Source organism: Klebsiella spallanzanii (assembly GCF_902158555.1).
Taxonomy (GTDB): domain Bacteria; phylum Pseudomonadota; class Gammaproteobacteria; order Enterobacterales; family Enterobacteriaceae; genus Klebsiella; species Klebsiella spallanzanii.
The window spans coordinates 92,875-116,885 of record NZ_CABGGS010000047.1; the positions used below are offsets into that span (position 1 = coordinate 92,875).

At 55.2% G+C, this 24,011-nt stretch carries 28 protein-coding genes; 16 read left to right on the forward strand and 12 right to left on the reverse strand.

All coding sequences use genetic code 11. From position 1 onward, the window contains the following. The first annotated feature begins 87 nt into the window (after positions 1–87). A complete protein-coding gene (locus FN082_RS28735; RefSeq protein WP_142466571.1) occupies positions 88–1,014 on the forward strand; it encodes a LysR substrate-binding domain-containing protein in 927 nt (308 codons plus the stop codon). 172 nt (positions 1,015–1,186) lie between these two features. Here the strand turns inward: FN082_RS28735 and FN082_RS28740 are convergent, their stop codons facing one another. The 7 genes from FN082_RS28740 to pspA form a co-directional block, all read right to left on the reverse strand. Beyond that, positions 1,187–2,248, reverse strand: a complete 1,062-nt coding sequence (locus tag FN082_RS28740; protein WP_142982814.1) for a YcjF family protein — start codon at positions 2,246–2,248, stop codon at positions 1,187–1,189. Further along, on the reverse strand, positions 2,245–3,642 hold the full coding sequence (locus FN082_RS28745) for a YcjX family GTP-binding protein (RefSeq protein ID WP_142982815.1): 1,398 nt from the start codon (positions 3,640–3,642) through the stop codon (positions 2,245–2,247). The genes FN082_RS28740 and FN082_RS28745 overlap by 4 nt, the downstream gene beginning before the upstream one ends. Before the next feature lie 100 nt (positions 3,643–3,742). After that, on the reverse strand, positions 3,743–4,060 hold the full coding sequence (gene pspE / locus FN082_RS28750) for a thiosulfate sulfurtransferase PspE (protein WP_139538005.1): 318 nt from the start codon (positions 4,058–4,060) through the stop codon (positions 3,743–3,745). Positions 4,061–4,093: 33 nt separating this feature from the next. Next, positions 4,094–4,324 carry a phage shock protein PspD gene (gene pspD, locus FN082_RS28755; RefSeq protein WP_142982900.1) on the reverse strand — a complete coding sequence of 77 codons (231 nt, stop codon included), beginning with the start codon at positions 4,322–4,324 and terminating at the stop codon, positions 4,094–4,096. A gap of 19 nt (positions 4,325–4,343) precedes the next feature. Beyond that, positions 4,344–4,703 carry an envelope stress response membrane protein PspC gene (gene pspC / locus FN082_RS28760; protein ID WP_139538004.1) on the reverse strand — a complete coding sequence of 120 codons (360 nt, stop codon included), beginning with the start codon at positions 4,701–4,703 and terminating at the stop codon, positions 4,344–4,346. Further along, positions 4,703–4,927, reverse strand: a complete 225-nt coding sequence (pspB, locus tag FN082_RS28765) for an envelope stress response membrane protein PspB (protein WP_139538003.1) — start codon at positions 4,925–4,927, stop codon at positions 4,703–4,705. Before pspB ends, pspC begins: the two co-directional genes overlap by 1 nt. Before the next feature lie 51 nt (positions 4,928–4,978). Then, complete coding sequence (gene pspA / locus FN082_RS28770; RefSeq protein ID WP_139538002.1) at positions 4,979–5,647, reverse strand: phage shock protein PspA; 669 nt, start codon at positions 5,645–5,647, stop codon at positions 4,979–4,981. A 152-nt stretch (positions 5,648–5,799) separates the two neighbouring features. Here pspA and pspF point away from each other — a divergent pair, with 152 nt between their 5' ends. The 14 genes from pspF (at position 5,800) to osmB (ending at position 19,477) form a co-directional block, all read left to right on the forward strand. Further along, positions 5,800–6,789 carry a phage shock protein operon transcriptional activator gene (gene pspF / locus FN082_RS28775; protein ID WP_180349533.1) on the forward strand — a complete coding sequence of 330 codons (990 nt, stop codon included), beginning with the start codon at positions 5,800–5,802 and terminating at the stop codon, positions 6,787–6,789. Positions 6,790–6,954: 165 nt separating this feature from the next. Then, on the forward strand, positions 6,955–7,239 hold the full coding sequence (locus tag FN082_RS28780; RefSeq protein ID WP_139538000.1) for a hypothetical protein: 285 nt from the start codon (positions 6,955–6,957) through the stop codon (positions 7,237–7,239). A gap of 359 nt (positions 7,240–7,598) precedes the next feature. Next, positions 7,599–9,242, forward strand: coding sequence for an ABC transporter substrate-binding protein SapA (sapA, locus tag FN082_RS28785; RefSeq protein WP_139537999.1), 1,644 nt, complete (start codon positions 7,599–7,601; stop codon positions 9,240–9,242). Beyond that, the gene (gene sapB / locus FN082_RS28790; RefSeq protein ID WP_139537998.1) at positions 9,239–10,204 is read left to right on the forward strand and encodes a putrescine export ABC transporter permease SapB; all 966 of its coding nucleotides are present in this window, start codon (positions 9,239–9,241) and stop codon (positions 10,202–10,204) included. The genes sapA and sapB overlap by 4 nt, the downstream gene beginning before the upstream one ends. Continuing rightward, on the forward strand, positions 10,191–11,081 hold the full coding sequence (sapC, locus tag FN082_RS28795; protein WP_112216494.1) for a putrescine export ABC transporter permease SapC: 891 nt from the start codon (positions 10,191–10,193) through the stop codon (positions 11,079–11,081). The genes sapB and sapC overlap by 14 nt, the downstream gene beginning before the upstream one ends. After that, the gene (gene sapD, locus FN082_RS28800; RefSeq protein WP_112216493.1) at positions 11,081–12,073 is read left to right on the forward strand and encodes a putrescine export ABC transporter ATP-binding protein SapD; all 993 of its coding nucleotides are present in this window, start codon (positions 11,081–11,083) and stop codon (positions 12,071–12,073) included. Before sapC ends, sapD begins: the two co-directional genes overlap by 1 nt. A 1-nt stretch (position 12,074) precedes the next feature. After that, positions 12,075–12,884, forward strand: coding sequence for a putrescine export ABC transporter ATP-binding protein SapF (gene sapF / locus FN082_RS28805; RefSeq protein ID WP_139537997.1), 810 nt, complete (start codon positions 12,075–12,077; stop codon positions 12,882–12,884). 17 nt (positions 12,885–12,901) lie between these two features. Beyond that, positions 12,902–13,444, forward strand: coding sequence for a HutD/Ves family protein (locus FN082_RS28810; RefSeq protein WP_139537996.1), 543 nt, complete (start codon positions 12,902–12,904; stop codon positions 13,442–13,444). 210 nt (positions 13,445–13,654) lie between these two features. Then, positions 13,655–14,443 (forward strand): enoyl-ACP reductase FabI, encoded by a 789-nt coding sequence (gene fabI / locus FN082_RS28815; protein WP_142982816.1) that lies wholly within the window; start codon positions 13,655–13,657, stop codon positions 14,441–14,443. Between the two features lie 183 nt (positions 14,444–14,626). Next, on the forward strand, positions 14,627–15,784 hold the full coding sequence (locus FN082_RS28820; RefSeq protein ID WP_142982817.1) for a carboxymuconolactone decarboxylase family protein: 1,158 nt from the start codon (positions 14,627–14,629) through the stop codon (positions 15,782–15,784). A gap of 81 nt (positions 15,785–15,865) precedes the next feature. After that, positions 15,866–17,800: an exoribonuclease II gene (locus FN082_RS28825; RefSeq protein ID WP_142982818.1), complete on the forward strand. Its 1,935-nt coding sequence runs from the start codon at positions 15,866–15,868 to the stop codon at positions 17,798–17,800. A gap of 176 nt (positions 17,801–17,976) precedes the next feature. Continuing rightward, on the forward strand, positions 17,977–18,159 hold the full coding sequence (locus FN082_RS28830) for a YciZ family protein (RefSeq protein ID WP_139537992.1): 183 nt from the start codon (positions 17,977–17,979) through the stop codon (positions 18,157–18,159). Positions 18,160–18,231: 72 nt separating this feature from the next. Then, on the forward strand, positions 18,232–18,981 hold the full coding sequence (gene yciT / locus FN082_RS28835; RefSeq protein WP_139537991.1) for a DNA-binding transcriptional regulator YciT: 750 nt from the start codon (positions 18,232–18,234) through the stop codon (positions 18,979–18,981). A 277-nt stretch (positions 18,982–19,258) separates the two neighbouring features. Continuing rightward, positions 19,259–19,477, forward strand: coding sequence for an osmotically-inducible lipoprotein OsmB (gene osmB, locus FN082_RS28840; protein ID WP_139538233.1), 219 nt, complete (start codon positions 19,259–19,261; stop codon positions 19,475–19,477). A gap of 95 nt (positions 19,478–19,572) precedes the next feature. On the opposite strand, the gene yciH is transcribed toward osmB, so the two are convergent. From yciH to pgpB, 5 genes are all read right to left on the reverse strand, one after another. Next, positions 19,573–19,899 carry a stress response translation initiation inhibitor YciH gene (gene yciH / locus FN082_RS28845; protein WP_139537990.1) on the reverse strand — a complete coding sequence of 109 codons (327 nt, stop codon included), beginning with the start codon at positions 19,897–19,899 and terminating at the stop codon, positions 19,573–19,575. Then, positions 19,899–20,636: an orotidine-5'-phosphate decarboxylase gene (gene pyrF, locus FN082_RS28850; protein ID WP_139537989.1), complete on the reverse strand. Its 738-nt coding sequence runs from the start codon at positions 20,634–20,636 to the stop codon at positions 19,899–19,901. The genes yciH and pyrF overlap by 1 nt, the downstream gene beginning before the upstream one ends. 191 nt (positions 20,637–20,827) lie before the next feature. Then, positions 20,828–21,997 carry a lipopolysaccharide assembly protein LapB gene (lapB, locus tag FN082_RS28855; protein ID WP_142982819.1) on the reverse strand — a complete coding sequence of 390 codons (1,170 nt, stop codon included), beginning with the start codon at positions 21,995–21,997 and terminating at the stop codon, positions 20,828–20,830. Positions 21,998–22,003: 6 nt separating this feature from the next. Beyond that, the gene (locus tag FN082_RS28860) at positions 22,004–22,312 is read right to left on the reverse strand and encodes a LapA family protein (protein ID WP_139537987.1); all 309 of its coding nucleotides are present in this window, start codon (positions 22,310–22,312) and stop codon (positions 22,004–22,006) included. A gap of 135 nt (positions 22,313–22,447) precedes the next feature. Next, entirely contained in the window at positions 22,448–23,215 is a 768-nt protein-coding gene (gene pgpB / locus FN082_RS28865) for a phosphatidylglycerophosphatase B (RefSeq protein ID WP_139537986.1), read from the reverse strand. A 161-nt stretch (positions 23,216–23,376) separates the two neighbouring features. Between pgpB and ribA the strand changes: the two genes are divergently transcribed. Beyond that, the gene (ribA, locus tag FN082_RS28870; protein WP_139537985.1) at positions 23,377–23,967 is read left to right on the forward strand and encodes a GTP cyclohydrolase II; all 591 of its coding nucleotides are present in this window, start codon (positions 23,377–23,379) and stop codon (positions 23,965–23,967) included. Positions 23,968–24,011: the final 44 nt, after the last annotated feature.

Genomic DNA, 24,011 nt, shown 5'->3' on the forward strand with positions numbered 1-24,011 from the left:
AACTATTTAAAACCGCCATAATCAGCGGAACAAACGAAATAAAACGACCCATGCATGAATGTGAGTAATGCATAATGGAGAACGACCATGCTGGAGCAACAAAGTATTCTTGCGCTGCTGCAAACGTTTGAGGTAACGGCAAGGCACCTCAGTTTTACCCTCGCAGCGCACGAGATGAATCTGACCCAGGGAGCAGTGAGCCACCGGATCCGCAAGCTGGAGATGCACATTGGCTTTCGCTTGTTTATTCGCCTGACGCGCAGGCTGGCGCTGACCGAAGAAGGCAAACGCCTGCTGACCACCCTCAGCCATTCTCTGCGCGCCATTAATGATGAAATCGAGGATATTCGTGAGCAGGACCTGCGCGGTACGCTTCATGTTGGCATCGCGCCGACGCTGGCTCATCTTTGGTTAATGCCGCGCCTGCCGGATTTTCAGGCGCAGTGGCCGGGGTTGAACTTACAGTTTCGCGTGCGGGCCGGCGTGATGGACTTTAACGAAGAGCGTGTGGACCTGGCTATTTACTACGGCGCAACCCAATATCCTGACCTGTATCAGGAGCGATTAATGAATGAAAGCCTGCTCCCGGTGTGTTCGCCGGAGTATCAGCGCCAGCATCAGCCGCTGAACGCAGGCGCATCGTCAGGAGTCCTCTGGATCCATGCTTCGGAATCAACGGATGTGCAGGATCAATTTGCCGAGTGGCGACTCTGGTGTCAGCAAACCGAGAGGAATTTACCTTTCGAGGGGCGTTATTACGCCGTGAACAACCACTCTCTCGCTATTCAGATGGCCGAGAACGGTGTAGGCGTGATGATGGGCCGCCAGACGCTAATTCAACCTCTGCTCGACAGCGGTAAGCTGGTGGCATTGAGTGAGGAAACGGTGCCCTCGCCGTTTGGATATGACCTGATTTGCCCGCAAGAGAACCGATCGCGCCCGCGTTTTCTCGCCTTCAGCGAGTGGTTAAAGGAGGAGTGTGGTCAGGATAAATCCCCGGTGGCGCTACGCTGACCGGGCTACAAGTCAACAGCCGTCTGCGGGCCGGTAGCCCGGACAGGTGCGCCAGCACCGCCTCCGGGAAACAACGCGCAATGCAGCTTCTGATTCTTTCCCCGGTGGCGGCTAGCGCCTTACCGGGGCTACGGATTCACAGATATCTGCAGGCCGGGAATGCGCAAAACGCCTATTTCTCCGGACTGTTTTTACTCTTCTGTAAGGTATCTTTCAGTTGACCAATCAGCTCGCGGCGAAAATCCCTCAGCCGCGGTTTATCATCGGCGATCCACGGCAGCGGGCGACAGAGTTCCATCGCTTTAATCCCCAACCGCGCGGTCAGCAGCCCGGCACCGATGCCCTGCGCCGCGCGCGCCGACAGCCTGGCCGCCAGATCCTGCGACATCCAGTCCATACCCACTTCCCGCACCAGCTCGCTGGCTCCGGCAAAGGCGATATTCAGCAGCACCAGACGGAACAGGCGCAGACGGCTGTAATAGCCCAGCTCAATGCCGTACAGCGTGGCAATACGGTTGATCAGGCGTAAGTTACGCCAGGCGATAAACGCCATATCCACCAGCGCCAGCGGACTGACGGCAATCATCAGCGTCGATTCCGCCGCCGAGCGGCTGATTTCACGCCGCGCCTGAGCATCAAGGACTGGCTGGACGATCTGCGCATACAGGCTCACCACTTCACGGTCATTCTGCGTTTCATGGATCGCCGCATACCAGCGCTGTAGCGCCGGATGCGATTGATCCAGCCCGGCCTGCTGCGCCAGCTTCTCGCAAAAAGCCCGCCCTTTGCCGACCGCGTGGCTGTGCATCAGATCTCGCGCCTCATCGCGTTCGTGCGCTCGTTGACGCAGCCGTCGCAGCCGCCGCCATTCAGTCGCTACTGACCCGACGCCAGCGCCAATAATCAGCGCCCCGGCAGCGCAGCCGCCAAGCGCGATCCAGTCCTGTGTCTGCCAGGCGGTCATTGTCCACTGCACGCCCTGCGCGACTACGCTCACGCCGAAAATAGTCAGACCGGCGCTAACCATTTTTCGCCACAGGCTACGTTTGGGCCGCAGAACTGATTCAACAACCGCTTCCGCCGCCCCCTCTTCTTCTTCCACGACATCAAGGCGCGCCGGAGCGAACTTCTCCGCGTCCGCGCCAGCAAAAGCGCGCGCGGATTTCAAAATTTGCGCCTTTTCCGCCTCCAGCGGGCCGTCGAAATCGATACGCGGTTTTAACGGTTCGGTCATCGCAGCTTGTCTCCTATTAAAAATTCCAGCGCCGCGTCGAGGCGAATATGCGGCAGCGGCTTATCAACGTCCATCACCTGCGGACGGAAGTTTTCAAACTGGAACCCCTGTTGTTCCCAGAATGCCTGACCCGGCAGACGGGCAGGAACTTCGCCGGGATAAACGGTCAACGGTTGGCCATCGCTCAACCGGTTGCCCCGCAGCGCAGGGATCTTCTCGCCGTTCACCTCGATAAGCCCGCCCTGGGTCGCCTGAATCGACGCCAGCCCCAGGCAATCCATACTGATCCCTTCAAATGCCGCATTCTGCCAGGCGTCCTGAATCAGCTGTTGCAGCAGCGACACCATATTGCTGTGCTGATCGACGGTCACGTGATCCGCTTTGGTTGCGGCAAACAGCAGCTTATCGATAACCGGCGAAAACAGACGGCGAAACAGCGTGCGCTGACCATAGTGAAAACTTTGCATTAGCTGCGTCAGCGCCAGGCGCATATCGTTGAACGCCTGCGGCCCGCTATTGAGCGGCTGAAGGCAGTCCACCAGCACGATTTGTCGGTCAAAACGCAGGAAATGCTCTTTGTAAAAACCCTTAACCACTTTCTCGCAGTAGTATTTAAAACGCTCACGCAGCATTCCGGCATTGGTATGCTTATCCGCCTGCGCCAGCTTAGCTTCACCGGCGGCATCAACGTCCGGCCAGGGGAAAAATTGCAGCGCAGGCGCGCCGGCCATTTCGCCGGGCAGCACAAAACGCCCTGGCTGAATAAAGTGCATCCCTTCGCGTTTACAGGTATGCAGATAATCGGTCCATGCGCTGGCAATCTCTGCCAGGCGGGTTTCATCGGCCGGAGCCAGCGGGTCCAACCCTTCACAAAGCTGCCGCCAACGCGTCGACCATTCCGCCCGCAGCCCTTGCAACAACCCGGTCATCTGTCGTGACCAGGTCAGGTAGTCCTGCGCCAGCATCGGCAGATCCAGCAGCCACTCGCCGGGGTAATCAACAATCTCCAGATACAGGGTCGAAGTATTTTTAAAGTGACGTAGCAGCGAATCGTTAGAGCGATAGCGCAGCGCCAGGCGGATTTCGCTGACGCCGCGGGTGGGCGTTGGCCAGACCGGCGGCTGACCATATAGCTGAGCCAGCCCTTCGTCATAGGTAAAGCGCGGAATACCAAAATCCCGCTGCGGTACGCGCTTGACGCCCAGCAGGCGTTCTTCTCTCGCCGCGCTGAGCAACGGTAATCGCGCCCCGGCGTGAATGTTCAGGAGCTGATTGACCAGCGCGGTGATAAAGGCGGTCTTGCCGCTGCGGCTAAGGCCGGTAACGGCCAGACGGAGATGCCGGTCAACCCCACGATTAACCAGCGCATTAAATTCAGTTTTGAGTCGCTTCATCGCCATCCTGTTGTGCCTGAAGAACGGGGGAAATAAACATGAGGGCTAACTTGCTAATTATCAATGAAATGCAATAGCCCCGCAGCAACGGGGCTGAAGATTATTTGCTGGCGCTTTTCGGCATATCAATCTGACTGAGGCCGCCCGCGTTAACCACCTGTGTATAGCCCATCTCGGTCAGCATCTGCTGAGCCTGGCCCGACTGCCGTCCAACGTTGCAGTAGACTTTAATCGTGTCGTTTTTATCCGGTACTTCAGCTGCAATCCGCGTTTTTAAATCCGCCAGCGGGATATTCACCGCGCCGTTAACGTGTTCTTTTTGATACTGCTGCGCAACGCGAACATCAATCCAGTGCTCCGCTGCGGATGCGGGTAAGACAACCGCCAGCGCTAAACCCAAGAGCAATTTTCGTAGCATTTTATCATCCTGATAGAGTGAGTTATTAGGCACTCATAACATACGCCATCCGCGACGTTTAGAAAACCGCAGCGCTGCCCGGCTGAGCATCGGTTCCAGAACAAGCATCAGCAGCATTTTCAGCGGCCGACGGGCGACGGATTTTACCGCCCAGCCAGCGACGCCCGCCGGGCCATAGCGTAGCGCGGTGAGCAACACCAGCTTGCCTACGATTTTCAGACCCGGTTTCACTTTTTGCCCGGCCTGCTGCCATTTCATGTTCATCATTAACCTCAACTTTCAGTTATAGCTGGCGAAAACGACTGCGCAGCGAGAAGGTGTCGGAGGTGACATAACGTTCCATTTCACGCAAACGACGCTCGCCGGCCGCCAGCTCTTTATCCGCAGCCGCTAACAGCTCTCCGCTGCTCGGCTTTTTTTCACCATACAGCTCGCTTTCCGGCATCGGATCCAGCGCAAACGAGAGAATGATGTAGGCCACAACCACAAACAGGAACAGACCAAAAATCATTGCCAGTACGGTAATCAGGCGCACCAGCTTAACCGGCACGTCGAGATACTGCGCGATACCGGCGCAAACGCCTTTCACCATGCCCTGCTGCGGAATGCGCCACAGTTTTTTACTCAGATCCAGTCCGCCCATTATTTCTCTCTCCAGTTCGGGTGCTCAGCATCAAGGATGGCTTCCAGCGCCTGAATACGCTCGCGCATCCGCTTAGCGTCATCGGTCAGCTGCAGCAGACGCTGCTGTTCGTTCTGCGATAAGCTACCGTTGGCGGTACGGTTGTTGTAATGCAGCCAGAGCCAGACCGGCAAAACAAACAGCACAAACAACGTTAAAGGGATGGCGAGAAAAAGCATGCTCATATCAACTCCTTGCAGATGGCGGCGGCACGTCTCGGTGCCGCCCGAATACAATTACTGGTTATTTTGATTCATTTTGGCTTTTAACGCCGCCAGCTGCTCGCTGATTTCATCGTCCGCTTTCAGGTCGGCGAACTGCTGATCCAACGATTTATCTTTACCGAAACGGTGGCTCTCCGCTTCTGCTTCCATATGGTCAATACGGCGCTCGAACGATTCAAAACGCGCCATCGCCTCATCAATTTTGCCGCTATCCAGCTGACGGCGAACGTCGCGGGAAGAGCTTGCTGCTTGATGACGCAGCATCAGCGCCTGCTGACGAGCACGGGTTTCGCTGAGTTTGTTTTCCAGCTCGCCAATCTCTTTTTTCATCCGCGACAGGGTTTCATCAACCAGCTGCGCTTCGTGCTCCAGACTACCGATAAGATCGGTCAGCTTCTGCTTTTCGATCAGCGCTGCACGCGCCAGATCCTCTTTCTCTTTACGCAGCGCCAGTTCGGCTTTGTCCTGCCATTCCGCCTGTTGGGCAACGGCCTGATCAATACGACGGCTCAGTTGTTTCTTTTCCGCCAGCGCCCGCGCCGAGGTGGAACGCACTTCAACCAGCGTGTCTTCCATCTCCTGAATCATCAGTCGAACCAGCTTCTGCGGATCTTCCGCTTTCTCCAGCAGGGAGTTGATGTTGGCGTTCACGATGTCGGCAAAACGAGAAAAAATACCCATAATTTCAATCCTCATAGTTCTGGTATCAGGCATCGGCCTGTGTAATGACTAATACAAATGGCGTGCCAACTTTTTATCTTATTGATTTTAAAAGATGAGGTTGTTATCTGCACAGTGGATTGCTAAAGTGATTTGGTGAATCACACTACTAAATGGCGAAATTCATCATGGCGGATTACAAGGACAACCTGCTCGGCGAGGCTAATAGCTTTCTTGAAGTGCTGGAGCAGGTATCAAGACTGGCGCCGCTGGATAAACCGGTGCTGGTGATCGGCGAGCGCGGAACCGGCAAGGAGCTGATCGCCAGTCGCCTGCACTTCCTCTCTTCCCGCTGGCAGGGACCGTTTATCTCGCTGAACTGCGCAGCGCTGAATGAAAACCTGCTCGACTCTGAACTCTTCGGACACGAAGCCGGGGCGTTTACCGGCGCCAGCAAACGTCATCCGGGGCGTTTCGAACGCGCCGACGGCGGTACCCTGTTTCTTGATGAGCTGGCCACCGCGCCGATGCTGGTGCAGGAAAAGCTGCTACGGGTGATTGAGTATGGTGAACTGGAGCGCGTCGGCGGCAGCCAGCCGCTGCAGGTGAACGTCCGTCTGGTGTGCGCAACCAACGCCGACCTGCCGCAAATGGTGGAGGAAGGACTCTTTCGCGCGGACCTTCTCGACCGCCTGGCCTTTGATGTGGTGCAGTTGCCGCCGCTACGCGAGCGTCAGAGTGATATCATGCTACTCGCCACGCAGTTTGCCATCCAGATGTGCCGCGAGCTTGGGCTGCCCCTGTTTCCCGGCTTTAGCGAACGCGCCATTGAGACGCTGCAAAGCTACCGCTGGCCGGGCAATATTCGTGAATTAAAAAACGTGGTTGAACGTTCGGTCTACCGCCACGGCAGCAGCGACAGCGAGCTGGATAACATCATTATTAATCCTTTCCGCCAGCAGCAAACGACGCCGCTTGCGGTGGCGGAAAAGCGCGCCGGGCCAACGCTGCCGCTCGATTTACGCGCCTTCCAGCAGGAGCAAGAAAAAAGCCTGCTCGAGATGAGTCTCGGACAGGCTAAGTACAATCAAAAGCAAGCGGCTGACCTGTTAGGGTTGACCTACCACCAGCTGCGGGCGCTGCTGAAAAAGCATCAGCTTTGACGATAACGAAAAAAGTGACACTGTCACCAAGCGGTATTTTATTTATTATTGATGAGCTGAGGCTGATTCAATGATCGAGACCCGCAGTTAAATATTTGTAACTGGTAAGATAAGTCAATGTGAATTATCATCTGCGCATAATGACTCAACGGACTGAAAATACAGATGATTCCGGTTAATTCTTCAACGCTTGGCCGTTATGCGGCGCACGTCAGCCTGGTCCATACCATGAAAGGCCACAAAGGCCCCGCGCTCTCGGTGATGATGATCTTTTCCGACCTGCTGATTCGCTCGACCGAGGATTCGTATCGTGAACAAGGCTGGGAAATTACGCCGCGAAAAAGCGGCCTGGTACTGCGTACTTACGTTGCCATCCACCAGGATGGCGGCGAGCTGGAAATAACCCCCAAAGACTATATCGCCCGTTATAACCGACTCCTTCCGCTATAACGCCTTCACAATCCAGCGGCCGTGCCAACACGGCTAACTGGAGAAACCGCTAATAAAAAGATACCATGTGGCCAAAAACAGGGTGCCTACGGTGCAGAAAAGCGCCGTGCTCAGTACGTATAGTGCCCGCAACCCGTGGCGCATATGAATCCTTTTCATAATACCTTCGCTTGCCTGCCGCCAAACGCAGGGTGATTTAAGAGGTATACTCGAAGTTAATAAGCGGTTTAAATTTGATTCAGTTGGCCAAATAACCAACGCAACCATCGCTTACATTATCTCCATAAGCAATTAAGGTGGTGGTAAATGTTATTTAATATTAATAAGATAGAGCCTTGCTCTATAATCAAAAAGAAACTATGCGCCTGAAACTGTCTTCTCTCCTGGCAGCCGTATCTATGCTGTGCGGGCAAGCTTTTGCCGCGCCCGCCCTGCCTGCGCACGCGGATATTCGTGACAGCGGCTTTGTGTATTGCGTAAGCGGCCAGGTCAACACCTTCAACCCGCAAAAAGTCAGCAGTGGCCTGATTGTCGATACCCTGGCCGCTCAGCTCTACGACCGACTGCTCGATGTTGACCCCTATACCTACCGTCTGGTCCCCGAACTGGCCGAAAGCTGGGAGGTGCTGGACAACGGCGCAACTTACCGCTTCCATCTGCGCAACAACGTGCCATTTCAGACCACGTCCTGGTTCAAACCGACGCGTAATTTTAATGCCGATGACGTTATCTTCACCTTTGGCCGCATTTTTAACCGCGACCATCCGTGGCATAACGTCAACGGCAGCAGCTTCCCCTATTTCGACAGCTTACAGTTTGCCGATAGCGTAGAAAGCGTGCGTAAGCTGGATAATCAGACCGTTGAGTTTCGTCTCAAGCGCCCGGACGCCTCGTTCCTGTGGCACCTGGCAACCCACTACGCTTCGGTAATGTCCGCAGAATATGCCGCAAAGCTGGCCCAGGGCGATCGTCAGGAACTCATTGACCGTCAACCCGTCGGCACCGGCCCTTTCCTGTTGTCAGAGTACCGCAGCGGTCAGTACATCCGCTTGCAGCGCCATCCTGCTTACTGGCGCGGTAAGCCATTGATGCCGCAAGTGGTTGTCGATCTTGGTTCCGGCGGCACCGGGCGCTTATCTAAACTGCTAACCGGCGAATGCGACGTGCTGGCCTGGCCCGCCGCCAGCCAGCTCTCTATTCTGCGCGACGATCCGCGTTTACGTTTGACCTTGCGTCCGGGAATGAACATCGCCTGGCTGGCATTTAACACCGCGAAACCGCCGCTCGATAACCCTGAAGTTCGCCACGCGCTGGCGCTGGCTATTAATAACCAGCGGCTGATGCAGTCGATTTACTATGGGACAGCGGAAACCGCGGCATCAATGCTGCCCCGAGCGTCCTGGGCTTATGATAACGACGCCAGGATTACTGAATATAATCCAACGGAAGCCCGCGCCCGGCTTAAAGCGCTCGGGCTGGAAAAGCTAACGCTTAAGTTGTGGGTGCCAACCAGCTCGCAGGCCTGGAATCCCAGTCCGCTCAAAACCGCCGAGCTTATTCAGGCAGATATGGCGCAAATTGGCGTGAGGGTGATCATTGTGCCGGTTGAGGGCCGTTTCCAGGAAGCCAGGTTGATGGATATGAACCACGATCTGACGCTTTCCGGCTGGGCAACGGACAGCAATGACCCGGACAGTTTTTTCCGTCCACTGCTGAGCTGCGCGGCGATTGCCTCGCAAACCAACTACGCCCACTGGTGTAATCGTGAGTTCGACGAAGTGTTGCAAAAAGCGCTGACGTCACAGCAGCTGGCCTCACGCATTGAGGCTTATAAAGAGGCCCAGCACATCCTTGCTGCTGAACTGCCGGTACTGCCGCTGGCCTCTTCACTGCGTTTACAGGCCTATCGCTACGATATGAAAGGCCTGGTGCTGAGTCCGTTTGGCAACGCCTCTTTTGCCGGCGTCTCGCGGGAAAAAGAAAATGAGGTGAAAGAACCATGATTATTTTTACCCTGCGCCGCCTGCTGCTGCTGCTGATTACCCTCTTCCTGCTGACCTTTGTCGGTTTTAGCCTGAGCTACTTTACGCCCCACGCGCCGCTACAGGGGGCCTCGCTATGGAACGCCTGGCTGTTCTGGTTTGAAGGCGTACTGCGCTGGGATTTTGGCGTCTCCAGTATCAATGGGCAGTTGATCTCTGAGCAGCTTAAAGAGGTCTTTCCCGCCACGATGGAGCTCTGTATCCTCGCCTTCGGCTTTGCGTTGGTCATCGGGATCCCCGTCGGCATGCTAGCAGGTATTATGCGCAATAAATGGCCAGATACCCTGATCAGCGCACTGGCGCTGCTGGGCTTCTCCATTCCGGTATTCTGGCTGGCGCTGCTGCTGACCCTGTTCTTCTCCCTCACCCTGGGCTGGTTTCCGGTATCTGGACGCTTTGACCTGTTATACGAAGTGAAATCGGTCACCGGCTTTGCGCTGATCGACGCCTGGCTCTCTGATTCGCCGTGGCGCCATGAAATGATCGTCAGCGCCGCGCGCCATATGGTACTGCCGGTACTTACTCTGGCGGTTGCGCCGACGACAGAAGTTATCCGCCTGATGCGAATCAGCACCAGCGAAGTGTACGACACCAACTATGTCAAAGCTGCCGCCACCCGCGGCGTATCCCGGCGCACGATTTTGCATCGCCACGTGCTGCACAATGCGCTGCCGCCAGTGATCCCGCGTCTGGGGCTGCAGTTTTCCACCATGCTGACGCTGGCGATGATTACCGAAATGGTCTTTAGCTGGCCTGGCCTGGGCCGCTGGCTAATCAATGCGATTCGCCAACAGGACTACGCCGCTATCTCTGCGGGCGTGATGGTCATCGGCGCGCTGGTGATTATTGTTAACGTGATATCAGATATTCTGGGTGCCATGGCTAACCCACTGAAACATAAGGAATGGTATGCCCTACGATAGCGTTTATCTGGAGAAGCGCCCGCCGGGTGCGCTGCGCACCGTATGGCGAAAATTCTACGGTGATACCACCGCGATGGTGGGCCTGTACGGCTGTGGAGCGCTGGTGTTGTTGTGCGTTTTCGGCGGCTGGTTTGCTCCATACGGCATCGACCAGCAGTTTCTTGGCTATCAGCTGTTGCCGCCATCATGGTCGCGCTACGGTGAAGTGTCGTTCTTTCTCGGCACTGACGATCTTGGCCGTGACGTCCTCAGCCGCCTGCTAAGCGGCGCGGCGCCCACGGTCGGCGGCGCATTTGTGGTCACACTCGCCGCGACGCTGCTGGGTCTGGTGCTTGGCGTGATTGCCGGCTCGACTCACGGCCTGCGTTCGGCGGTGATGAATCATATTCTCGATACTCTGCTGTCGATCCCATCCCTGCTGCTGGCGATTATCGTTGTCGCCTTCGCCGGCCCACATCTCAGCCACGCGATGTTCGCGGTCTGGCTGGCGCTGCTGCCGCGTATGGTGCGGTCTGTTTACAGCATGGTGCATGATGAGCTGGAAAAAGAGTACGTTATTGCCGCGCGCCTCGACGGAGCATCAACGCTGAATATTTTATGGTTTGCAGTGCTGCCGAATATTACCTCCGGCCTGGTCACCGAAATCACCCGGGCGCTGTCGATGGCGATTCTGGATATTGCCGCGCTGGGATTCCTTGACCTCGGCGCTCAGCTCCCCTCGCCGGAGTGGGGAGCGATGCTCGGCGACGCGCTGGAGCTGATTTACGTCGCGCCGTGGACGGTCATGCTGCCAGGCGGAGCAATTATGCTAAGCGTCCTGCTGGTTAACCTGCTGGGCGACGGGATCCGCCGCGCAATTATCGCAGGGGTGGAATAATGCCGTTACTCGATATCCGTAATTTAACCATCGAATTCAAGACTAACGAAGGCTGGGTTAAAGCCGTCGATCGCGTCAGCCTGACCCTTGCCGAAGGGGAAATTCGCGGCCTGGTTGGGGAGTCTGGCTCGGGTAAGAGCTTAATCGCCAAGGCTATTTGCGGCGTCACTAAAGACAACTGGCGGGTCACCGCCGACCGTATGCGCTTCGACGACATCGATCTGCTGCGTCTCTCGGTTCGCGAGCGCCGTAAGCTGGTGGGCCACAACGTCTCGATGATTTTTCAGGAGCCGCAATCCTGTCTCGATCCTTCCGAACGCATCGGCCAGCAGCTGACGCAGAATATCCCCGGCTGGACCTTTAAAGGTCGCTGGTGGCAGCGTCCAGGCTGGCGCAAACGGCGCGCAATCGAACTGTTGCACCGCGTAGGGATCAAAGATCATAAAGATGCAATGCGCAGCTTCCCCTATGAGTTGACGGACGGAGAGTGCCAGAAGGTAATGATTGCCATCGCGCTGGCTAACCAGCCGCGGCTGCTGATTGCCGATGAGCCGACCAACGCCATGGAACCCACTACCCAGGCACAAATCATCCGTCTGCTGACGCGCCTCAACCAAAACAACAACACCACGATTTTGCTGATCAGCCACGATATGCAGATGCTGAGCAAATGGGCGGACAAAATTAACGTGATGTACTGCGGACAGACGGTGGAAAGCGCGCCGAGCGAAGAGCTGGTGACGATCCCCCATCATCCGTATACCCAGGCGCTGATTCGGGCAATTCCGGATTTCGGTAGCGCCATGCCGCATAAAAGCCGACTCAATACTATGCCAGGGGCCATCCCGCTACTTGAACAACTGCCCATCGGCTGTCGTCTCGGGCCGCGTTGTCCCTACGCCCAGCGGGAATGCATCGAAACGCCTCGCCTGGTGGGCGTGCGTAATCATCTCTACGCCTGTCATTTCCCGCTGAACATGGAGAAAGAGTGAAATGGTCGAAACGTTGCTTGAAGTACGCAATCTGAGTAAGACCTTTCGCTATCGTACCGGCTGGTTCCATCGGCAAACAGTGGAAGCGGTAAAGCCGCTCAGTTTCACCCTGCGTGAACGCCAGACGCTGGCGATTATTGGCGAAAACGGCTCGGGGAAATCCACGCTGGCGAAAATGCTCGCCGGGATGGTTGAACCGAGCACCGGCGAACTGCTGATTGATGACCATCCGCTGGAGTTTGGCGATTACTCATTCCGCAGCCAGAAAATTCGCATGATCTTCCAGGATCCATCGACTTCGCTTAACCCCCGACAACGGATTTCGCAAATTCTCGATTTTCCGCTGCGCCTGAATACCGACCTTGAGCCCGAAGCCCGGCAGAAGCAGATTATCGAAACATTGCGTATGGTCGGCCTGCTGCCGGATCACGTCAGCTACTACCCGCATATGCTGGCACCAGGGCAAAAGCAGCGTCTGGGTCTGGCGCGAGCGCTGATCCTGCGGCCAAAAGTGATCGTCTGCGATGAAGCGCTGGCGTCGCTGGATATGTCGATGCGCTCGCAGCTGATTAACCTGATGCTGGAGCTGCAGGAAAAACAGGGGATCTCGTATATTTACGTGACGCAGCATCTGGGCATGATGAAGCACATCAGCGATCAGGTGCTGGTGATGCACCAGGGGGAAGTGGTTGAGCGCGGCAGCACCGCCGACGTTCTGGCTTCTCCACTGCACGATCTGACTAAACGTCTTATTGCCGGTCATTTTGGCGAGGCGCTTACCGCCGATGCGTGGCGTAAAGACGGCAAATAATTGAGGCGCAAATTACAATGATCGTCCCGGTTCACTTTTCTTCCCTCCCGGTGACGCCGTGGAAAAACGGTGGCGGCGAAACGCGTGAAATCGTCTGCGTTGCATCGCCAGATGCACCGTTTACCTGGCGCGCCAGTATCGCCACGCTGGAAAACGATGGTCCTTTTTCCCCCTTCCCCGGTGTCGACAGGGTCATCATCCTTCTTGAGGGGCAGCCATTGTGGCTGCGCGGCGACAATATCGCCCAGCGGCTTGAACTCTGGCAGCCGTGGGGGTTTGCTGGCGAATGGTCTCTTGCCAGCGAAGGGATCTCCGGGCGCGGCCTGGACTTCAATATTATGACCCAGCGCTCGCGTGCCGCCTCGCGGGTCAGCGTCGTCTCTGAGCCACAGCGACCGGGCACGGAGGGCATCGCATGGGTGCTCCAGGGCAGTTGGCTACTGGCTGACAGGATTTATGAGGCCAGTTCCGGGATTTGGTGGCAGGACGAGTCGCCTGGCGAACTGATTCCGAACTCTCCCGATGCCCGGCTTTTACTGGCGGAGATCGAACGCCGCTAGCGCCAGATGCCTGTAGCATCAGATGGTATACTCTTGTATACACGGTAGCCAACGCGCGGTATGAGGTGGCGAATGGCAGAAAAATATCGTGACACAAGGGGTCGTCAGTGGGATATAATTCCCGGCTAAATTTGAGTTATTTTGAAATAGCAATGCTAACCAAATGATTGTTAAAGTAAAAATAAGCAATAACGATAAGGATTAAAAGCTATGGGTTTTCTTTCCGGTAAGCGCATTCTGTTGACTGGCCTTGCCAGCAAACTGTCCATCGCCTACGGCATCGCGCAAGCCATGCACCGTGAAGGGGCTGAACTGGCGTTCACCTATCAGAACGAAAAACTGAAAGGTCGTGTGGAAGAATTTGCTGCCGCGCTGGGCTCTAATATCGTCCTGCCGTGCGACGTGGCTGAAGATGAGAGCATTGCGTCTCTGTTCACCGAACTGAGCAAAGTTTGGCCGAAGTTCGACGGTTTCGTGCACTCCATTGGATTCGCCCCGGCAGACCAGTTAGACGGCGACTATGTAAATGCGGTCACGCGTGAAGGCTTCAAAATCGCTCACGATATCAGCGCCTACAGTTTTGTGGCGATGGCGAAAGCCTGCCGCGGGATGCTGAACCCGGGCTCCGCCCTGCTGACGCTGTCCTACCTGGGCGCTGAGCGCGCCATCCCGAACTATAACGTGATGGGTCTGGCTAAAGCCTCTCTCGAAGCTAACGTTCGTTACATGGCTAACGCCATGGGTCCGGAAGGCGTTCGCGTTAACGCCATCTCTGCTGGCCCGATCCGTACTCTGGCGGCATCCGGTATTAAAGATTTCCGTAAAATGCTGGCACACTGCGAAGCGGTCACCCCGATCCGTCGCACCGTCACCACCGAAGACGTGGGTAACAGCGCGGCATTCCTGTGTTCCGACCTGTCTGCCGGTATCTCCGGTGAAGTTGTTCACGTTGACGGCGGTTTCAGCATCGCCGCAATGAACGAGCTGGAACTGAAATAAGTTCTTTACCCTCCTCGCGACCGTGAGGAGGGGACTTTCCCCCCGCGCCTTCCTTTTGTTATTCCAATCCGCTATTTGTTAGCACGTATCAATATTTTCTCCCACCCCAGGGTTAAGCCAGGATAGTTCCGCATAGCATGACCGCGAAACGGCGGTTTGCCACATACCGAACAAGGAACGCCCATGGAGCAACGCCGCATTTACGGCAAAAACCACTGGTATCATGAGACCCAGTCAACAATCTGCCCGGTGGATGTATTGCCGCTCGTCCCTGAAGCCGCCCATGTCGAAGATCGCTTTCTACTCGATCTGACTCTGCCCGAAGACCTGCACCAGGCGCATGCGCGCTGGCTTACGCCCGCCCGTCGGCTGGCTGATGCGCTCTTCCCGGCGTCAGTGACGGTTAATCGTCTGCAAACATTTAACGCCTACGATCGGCTGAGCACGGCGCTGACCGTCGCCCAGGTTTATGGCGTACAGCGTCTTTGTAACCACTACGCGGCACGGCTGGCTCCGCTTCCTGGCCCGGACTCCTCGCGTGAGAGCAACCGCCGCCTGGCGCAAATGACCCAGTATGCCCGCCAGCTCGCCAGCTCCCCTTCAGTGATTAACGCGCAGTCCCGCAGCCAACTGGACGAAGTCGGCCTGACCAGTCGCGATATTATTCTTATCAATCAGATCATTGGTTTTGTCGGCTTTCAGGCCCGCGCTATCGCCGCATTCCAGGCAGCATTAGCCTATCCGGTTCGCTGGATACCCGGCATGCCACAGCAGGAAGATGCGCCAGAAGCGCTTTTTGCCGTGAGCGATCTTGACTGGCAGCCGGGCCTGGACGATTCAGATTTACGCTATGCTGATGACGAACGTCAGTCTCTGCTGACAAACTGGCAAAAGCATCCCGGCCTGTTTGAACTGGCCCCCCTGCTGGCCGCTCAGGAACCACCGCTTGAGATACTGGAGCAACTTCTGAGCCACCTCAGCGCACAGCAGCCATTGGCCGCACAGGTGGCGCTGATAGCCGCGCGTATTAATGGCAGCACAAGCTGTTTTGACGCCTGGGCCTCGCGATGTCCAGATTTAGCCGAACTCGCAGAGACGTTATCTCGTCACGAATCTGGCGCTCAGGCATGGGGAAAAAACCATTCCATTGAGCGGTTGCTTTTACAATCCGCACAGCTTTTAACCCGCTCACCTGACCGCTTCAGCGCCGCCCAGCTAACTCCCCTGACTGAATACGGGCTTTCCCGCACCTCCGCTATCGATCTTCTTGTCTGGTGCGGGCTGTGCGGCTGGATGAATCGTCTGAAAATCGCCCTCGGGAATGTGCGTCAGCAGACGTAAAATGCTGAAACAGCGCTTGCTGCGGCAGGCATATTCGCGTAAAAATGTCAGCCGCTCTTTTAGCCACGAAAATACGAAATTATGTTTCAGGACAACCCGCTGCTAGCGCAGCTTAAACAGCAACTGCATTCCCAGACTCCGCGCGTTGAAGGGGTCGTTAAGGGGACGGAAAAAGGGTTTGGCTTCCTCGAGGTCGACTCGCAGAAAAGCTATTTCATTCCGCCGCCGCAAATGAAAAAAGTGATGCATGGCGATCGTATTATCGCTGTGGTCAATACGGAAAAAGAACGCGAAAGCGCTGAGCCGGAAGAACTGGTTGAGCCGTTCCTGACGCGTTTTGTCGGTAAAGTTCATAAGAAAGACGATCGTCTTTCCATCGTTCCTGATCATCCGCTGCTGAAAGATGCTATCCCCTGCCGCGCCGCTCGCGGCGTAGAGCATGATTTTAAAGAGGGTGACTGGGCCGTTGCTGAAATGCGTCGTCATCCGCTGAAAGGTGACCGCGGTTTCTATGCTGAACTCACTCAGTACATCACCTATGGCGATGACCATTTCGTGCCGTGGTGGGTCACCCTGGCGCGTCACAATCTGGAAAAAGAAGCACCGGACGGTGCAGCGACTGAAATGCTGGATGAAGGTCTGGAACGCCGCGATTTAACCGCGCTGGCTTTCGTGACTATCGACAGCGCCAGCACCGAAGATATGGACGATGCGCTGTACGCAGAGCTTGCCGCAGACGGTAAACTGCATCTGACCGTCGCTATCGCCGACCCGACGGCCTGGATTGCTGAAGGCAGCAAGCTGGATAATACGGCGAAGATTCGCGCCTTTACCAACTACCTGCCGGGCTTCAATATTCCCATGCTGCCGCGCGAACTGTCCGATGACCTCTGTTCTCTGCGCCCTAACGAAGTTCGTCCGGTTCTGGCCTGCCGTATGATTCTGGCTGATGATGGCGCCATCGAGGGCGATATTGAGTTCTTCGCCGCCACCATCGAGTCTAAAGCGAAGCTGGCCTACGATGATGTTTCTGACTGGCTGGAAAATAACGGTAGCTGGCAGCCTGACAACGAGACTATCGCACAGCAAATTAAGCTGCTGCAGGATGTCTGCTTGCGTCGTAGCGAATGGCGTAAAAACCACGCGCTGGTGTTCAAAGATCGCCCGGACTATCGCTTTGTGCTGGGTGAGAAAGGCGAAGTGCTGGATATCGTTGCCGAGCCGCGCCGCATCGCCAACCGCATCGTTGAAGAGTCAATGATCGCGGCAAACATCTGCGCTGCACGCGTGCTGCGCGATAAGCTTGGCTTCGGCGTTTATAACGTCCACACCGGGTTCGATCCGGCCAATACCGAGCAGCTCGCTGCGTTGCTGAAAACTCACGATGTGCACGTTGACCCGGTGGAAGTACTGACGCTCGAAGGTTTCTGCAAGCTTCGTCGCGAACTGGATGCACAACCGTCCGGCTTCCTCGACAGCCGTATTCGCCGCTTCCAGTCGTTTGCCGAAATTAGCACCGAGCCAGGCCCGCACTTTGGTTTGGGTCTTGAGGCCTATGCAACCTGGACCTCCCCGATTCGTAAGTACGGCGATATGATCAACCATCGCCTGCTGAAAGCGATTGTTAAGGGGGAATCTATCGCTCGTCCGCAGGATGACGTTGCGGTGCAAATGGCTGAGCGTCGTCGCCTCAACCGCATGGCGGAGCGCGATGTCGGAGACTGGCTATACGCCCGCTATCTGAGTCCGAAAGCGGGTACCGATACCCGTTTTGCGGCTGAAATTATTGATGTCAGCCGTGGCGGTATGCGTGTGCGTCTGGTGGATAACGGCGCGGTTGCCTTTATACCCGCACCGTTCCTGCACGCCGTGCGCGATGAGCTGGTTTGCAGCCAGGAAAACGGTACCGTGCAGATTAAAGGCGAAGTCGTCTATAAAGTGACCGACGTTATCGATGTGACGATTGCCGAAGTTCGCATGGAAACTCGCAGCGTGATTGCGCGTCCTGCCGCCTGATAGACTTTCCCGTGCGGCTCCCCTATACGGAGCCGCATTCAGGTCCTTCCCGTTATTTTTCTGTGCGTTGCCGCTAATCATCGTAGATGAGTTAGGTTGTGCGTTTTTTTCGCTTCTCTTTTTCATCCGTTTTTAGCATCATTGATTTTATTCACATTTGTAACCAGGATAACGCCATGTCAGATCTGAATGCCCGCCTGCTCGCCCAACGTATCGATACCGTACTGGATATCCTGGTTGCCGGGGATTATCACTCTGCGATCCATAACCTGGAAATTCTGAAAGCCGAACTGCAGGCGCTCTCCAGCGACGAGCAGGAAGGTAAACCCGGTCAGCCTAAAGCGCCGTGGGAAATCTGATAATCTTCATCGCCGCAATCGACCAGGCAAGGCCGATTGTTAGCCCAAATAGCCCTTAACCGTGATGTTGCTATGAACGCCCGACAACAAAGTATTTTGCAAATGGTCATCGATAAAGGCCGTATGAGCGTGACCGACCTCGCGAAGATGACCGGTGTCTCTGAAGTCACTATTCGTCAGGATCTGAATTCATTAGAGAAGCAGAGCTACCTGCGTCGTACTCACGGTTTCGCCGTTCCTCTGGATAGCGAAGATGTGGAAACCCGCATGATGACCAATTTCGCCATCAAGCGAGAGCTGGCTGCGCGGGCCGCTACGCTCGTTTCGTCCGGTGAGACAGTGTTTATCGAAAACGGGAGCTGCAACGCCCTGCTTGCCCGTACGCTTGCCGAGCGTGGCGATATCACGATCATCACCGTCAGCAGCTATATTGCGCATCTGCTGAAAGAGACGCCCGGAGAAGTGATCCTGCTGGGCGGAATCTATCAAAAGCGTAGCGAGAGTATGGTGGGTCCACTGACGCGACAGTTTATTCAGCAGGTCCACTTCAGTAAGGCTTTTATCGGCATTGACGGCTGGCAGGGTGAAACCGGATTTACTGGGCGCGATATGATGCGCGCCGATGTGGTCAACGCGGTGCTGGAAAAAGGCTGTGAAGCAATTGTTCTTAGCGACAGCTCAAAATTCAACGCAATTCACCCCTATCCGCTCGGCCCCGTCGGTCGATTCAATCGCATTATTACCGATGACAATCTTAGCGATGCCGTTCGCAACCAATTAACCCAGTGCGGCTTAGCCGTTGATATCGTTAACCAGCCCTGATATTTATTATCGCCATTCCGTTTATTGTGCCGGGTGATGCCCGGCACAGGCTTCGTCTGAGACTTTTCTGACGCCTGAATTCAGACTTTTTACCTCCCTGAAAAATTTATAGAAAGTAGAATTAATGTTAGCGATATAACAGGAAGTGACTATCACCTGCGTGATTAAAGTAACACCTGCGCAACTTAAGCTTCATGGAATAACCCCTGGGCAGGAGTAACAAGCTATGCTTAAAGGAAGTTGTATCCATGAATAGATTATTCAGGAGAAAAAAATGATGACTTCAATGAACAAAAAAATGGCCGCTGTGGTCCTGGCCGTCACTGTTGCAATGTCTCTGAGCGCTTGTTCTAACTGGTCTAAACGCGATCGTAACACGGCTATCGGCGCGGGTGCCGGTGCGATTGGTGGTGCGGTATTAACCGACGGCAGCACCCTGGGTACCTTGGGCGGCGCAGCAGTCGGCGGTATTATTGGCCACCAGGTCGGTAAATAATACTTATCGGAATAAAGAGAATAAAAATATATTAGCTGACTAGTACAGCAGCAAAAATTCAAGGCCGCGATATTCATCGTGGCCTTATTTATTGATTAACCGCCAGCAAGCTTTACTTTCATTCCTTTGGCTTCAAGAAGTGATTTCAGCAAATCACGTTTATCGCCCTGAATCTCTATCACGCCATCTTTAACCGACCCGCCGCAGCCGCATTTCTTTTTCAGCTCGGCAGCTAGCTTAGCCAGCGCCTCGTCATTTTCATCAATTCCGCTAATCAGGCACACGCCCTTACCCTTACGACCGCTGGTCTGACGCTGGATACGCACAATTCCATCCCCTTTAGGGCGATCTTGTACCTGTTCAGGTTCATCGATACGGCCGCTGTCCGTCGAATACACCAGACGACTGTTGGAATCGCTCATCATGCCCCCTTGTTCAACGATACATTAATGCTAAGTAACGTGGCGGCAGGATCGGCAGACTGCGTAACCGGACGACCAATAACCATATAATCAACGCCTGCGGCCTGCGCCTGTTCCGGCGTCATGATCCTCCGCTGATCGCCTGCATCACTGCCTTGCGGACGAATACCTGGCGTCACCAGTTTAAACGCCTGACCGAGTTCCTGTTTGAAGCGCACCGCTTCCTGCGCTGAACAGACAACTCCATCCAGGCCGCAGCGCTGAGTCAGCGCCGCCAACTTCGCGGCGTGGTCGGCCGGAGAAAGCGTAATGCCCAGATCCTGCAGGTCGCTGGCTTCCATACTGGTTAATACGGTGACCGCAATCAGCAAAGGCGCATCCTTACCAAACGGCAGCAGGGCTTCACGTGCGGCGGTCATCATACGCGCACCGCCGGATGCGTGGACATTGACCATCCAGACGCCCAGGTCAGCCGCCGCGGCGACCGCATGTGCCGTAGTATTTGGGATATCGTGAAACTTAAGATCGAGAAAGACCTCAAAACCGCGCTGGTGCAGGTCGCGAACAAGCTGTGGGCCAAACAGAGTAAACATCTCTTTGCCAACCTTCAGGCGGCAGTCGCGTGGATCGATGCGGTCGACAAATGCCAGCGCTTTATCACGGTTATCATAATCGAGAGCAACGACGATGGGAGAGGATGTGACAACACGAGAAGAAGATGTAGCTGTAGACGTCATGACCGGACCTTAATTGTTAATGAGCGCCGGTGCGGCGCAAAAAAGGTAAACGGGCAGCATTCTACCTGTGATAAAGCGAAAATAACAGGCTGCATTTCCCCTCCCTGCCAGGCGATTTAATCGCAGGAGCCGGCGAGGAGAAGAGAAAAACGCATTAAGTATGTTGTAACTAAAATGGCGTTTTTTTTAATTTACTGTCCGTCAAGGCCGCGAATTGGCTTGATTGTTGACCATGAGCGGCAGGACGGGCAGTGCCAGTACAGCGTATGGGCGGTAAAGCCACATTTCTGGCAACGGTAACGCGGTTTGCTACGGACCTGCTCACCCACCATATGGCGCAGGACGCCCAGGCTCTCTTTCGCGCGCCCTTCTTCAGCTTCATTGATGTGGTAATCAATAAGCTTATGGAACACTCGCATCGTTGGATGGCGCTCCAGCTGGCGAGTCACATAGTTTTGCGCGGATTCAACCCCTTCTCGCTGCTCGATGATCTGCGCCAGCATAAGATCGGCGGTCGCCCCGATATTTTCCTCCGCGCAGCGGCGTAAAAACGCTTCCCACTCGTCGGTTTTCCCCAATTGCTGGTAACAGGTTTGCAGCATCTCCAGCGTTTCACCCACCAGCTCTTTGTCCTGCTCAATCACCCGCTCAAGGCTCTCTACGGCTTTCGCATAGTCGCCCTTTTCCATCCATACTCGCCCCATCATGATGGAGACACGAGCGCTATTACGATCCGCTGCCACACCTTTTTTCAGCAGCGTCATGGCCTTGTCCAGGTCGTTGCCGGCCATTTGCTGCAGCGCCAGTTCACACCAGAAATTGGCGATTTCACCGCGATGCTTCTCTTTCCCCAGCTTAACCAGACGTTCGGCCACTTCAATCGCGGACTGCCAGTCGCTGGTTGCCTGATAAATTTGCAGTAACTGCTGCAAAGCGCCAAGTCGAAAATCCGTTTCATCCACCAGCTGTTTAAACATGCCTTCAGCCCGGTCATAGAGCCCGGCCGCCATATAGTCACGCCCCAGCTGCTGTACGGCCAGCAGGCGCTGGTCGTACGTTAACGAGGCGCTTTCCATTAAGCTTTGGTGAATACGGATAGCCCGATCAACCTCACCACGCGAGCGAAACAGGTTGCCAAGCGTAAGGTGGGCCTCGACGGTGCCGGTATCTTCTTTCAGCATATCGAGGAACAGGTCGACAGCTTTATCCTGCTGATTACTCAGCAGGAAGTTGACCCCCGCTACGTAATCACGCGACAGACGGCTCGCATCGTCCTGTTTGGACTGTTGTGCACTTCTGCGCCCCATATACCAACCATAGGCTGCGGCAACGGGCAAAAGCAGAAACAACAACTCCAGCATAAATGATTATTCCTTCACCGCAGGAACACCAGCTTGAGCAGGCGCAGCGTTGGCCGGGGCAATCTGATGCTCCAGGCGCTTAATTTTACGCTCGGCACGCGCCAGAGAGACGCGAACGCGCAGCCAGAAAAGGCCGCAAATCAGCCAGCCGATGGCAAAACCGGCAGCAAACAGCACGGCCAGCAGCGTTGAGATGCGGAATTCACCCTGCGCGAGTAAATAGTTGAACGTGACCACCTGGTCATTCTGCGCGCCCAGCGTCACTGAAATGACGAAGATGGCTAACACCAGTAAGAAAATAAGTAAATATTTCACATGACTTCCCGTTATGTGGGTTGCGCGAAAGAATCCCGCGTTCAGCCCTATAAAGTATCATTTTCGCCGCAGCGGTGAAATGGAAAAGCATGACACCAGTACAGGATATGCGGCCTGATACTGGTAATATCAACATTATTCCTGCGCTGCCGCCCTTTTTTTAATATCCTGCGCCTCTTCTCCCGGCGGCGATAGCGGGCCGCAAAACCGCTGGGCAAGCCAGGTCGCCAGCGTCACTAAAAGCCAGGAGATAAGCGTCGCGACGATCAGGTCCTGCGGCCAGTGCATTCCCAGCGCCAGACGACTCCCCATCACTGCTGTGGCCCATATCAGCAACAGCGCCATAGTTGTCCAACGACGCCGTGGCCACAGCAAACCCACGCCGAGCAGCGCCCAACTGGCAGCAAACATCGTGTGGCCAGAAGGGAAAGCGAAGCCGGTCTCTTTTTGCCAGTGCTTGCGCAAAAATTTAGGAATTTGCTGCTCTTGCGCCAGCTGCTCATGCACCAGTTTAGCGCGATCTTTGCGTTTCAACGCGTAGAATTGATTTACCGGCACCTGCTGCGTCCGCTCCAGCCAGATGACAAAAGGACGAGGCTCCTGAGCACGGTCTTTGATCCAGGATTTCATCCCCTGCCCGATCAGGATCGCCGCCGCCAGAATCAAAAACAACATTATCGCCGCCCGCAGGCGAAAACGCAGGCACCACAGAAACCAGGCGCAGAGAATAACGTGGGTAATGATGCCCCAGGGCTGAGTCACCGTCTCGGTCACCCAGTAGAGCAACTTCATGACGCCTTCCGAGAGTCCCGGATGCCATTTCCAACCGGAAATCCAAACCACTGCGGGCATGATTAATAACAGGGCCGCGCCAACGGCGGTTCGTCTGGCAATCAACAGCATCTCGTCTCCTTATCATTGACCTCGATATCATAACGGAAAGTAGTTCGTTTGTGCGCTTTGCGCGCGAGTAACCGTACGCAATTAGGAGAACGTCGCGCCATTGTGGCAAAATAGCGGCAAACAGAAGCACAGTCAGGTGCAGATAGAATCTGGAGAATCACATGCAGCTTAAACGTGTGGCAGAAGCCAAACTGCCAACCCCATGGGGCGATTTTCTCATGGTGGGTTTTGAAGAACTGGCAACCGGGCAGGATCACGTCGCGCTGGTCTTTGGCGATATTTCGGGACAATCCCCGGTACTGGCTCGCGTACATTCTGAGTGTTTAACGGGTGATGCCCTTTTTAGCCTGCGTTGTGATTGCGGGTTTCAGTTGGAAGCAGCATTATCGCATATTGCCGAAGAGGGGCGTGGCATTCTACTGTATCACCGCCAGGAAGGGCGCAATATTGGCCTGCTGAACAAAATTCGCGCCTACGCATTACAGGATCAAGGCTACGATACGGTCGAAGCCAACCATCAACTGGGTTTTGCCGCCGATGAGCGTGATTTCACGCTGTGCGCAGATATGTTTAAGCTGCTTAACGTCGACCAGGTTCGTCTGCTAACCAACAATCCGAAGAAGGTCGAAATCCTCACCGAAGCGGGAATCAATATCGTTGAGCGAGTGCCGCTGATTGTCGGGCGCAACCCGAAAAATGCCCACTATCTGGATACTAAGGCTGCCAAAATGGGGCACCTGCTGAATCAATAATCCAGTCGAAAAATTGCGGGCCAGCAGATGCTGGCCCTTTTTTA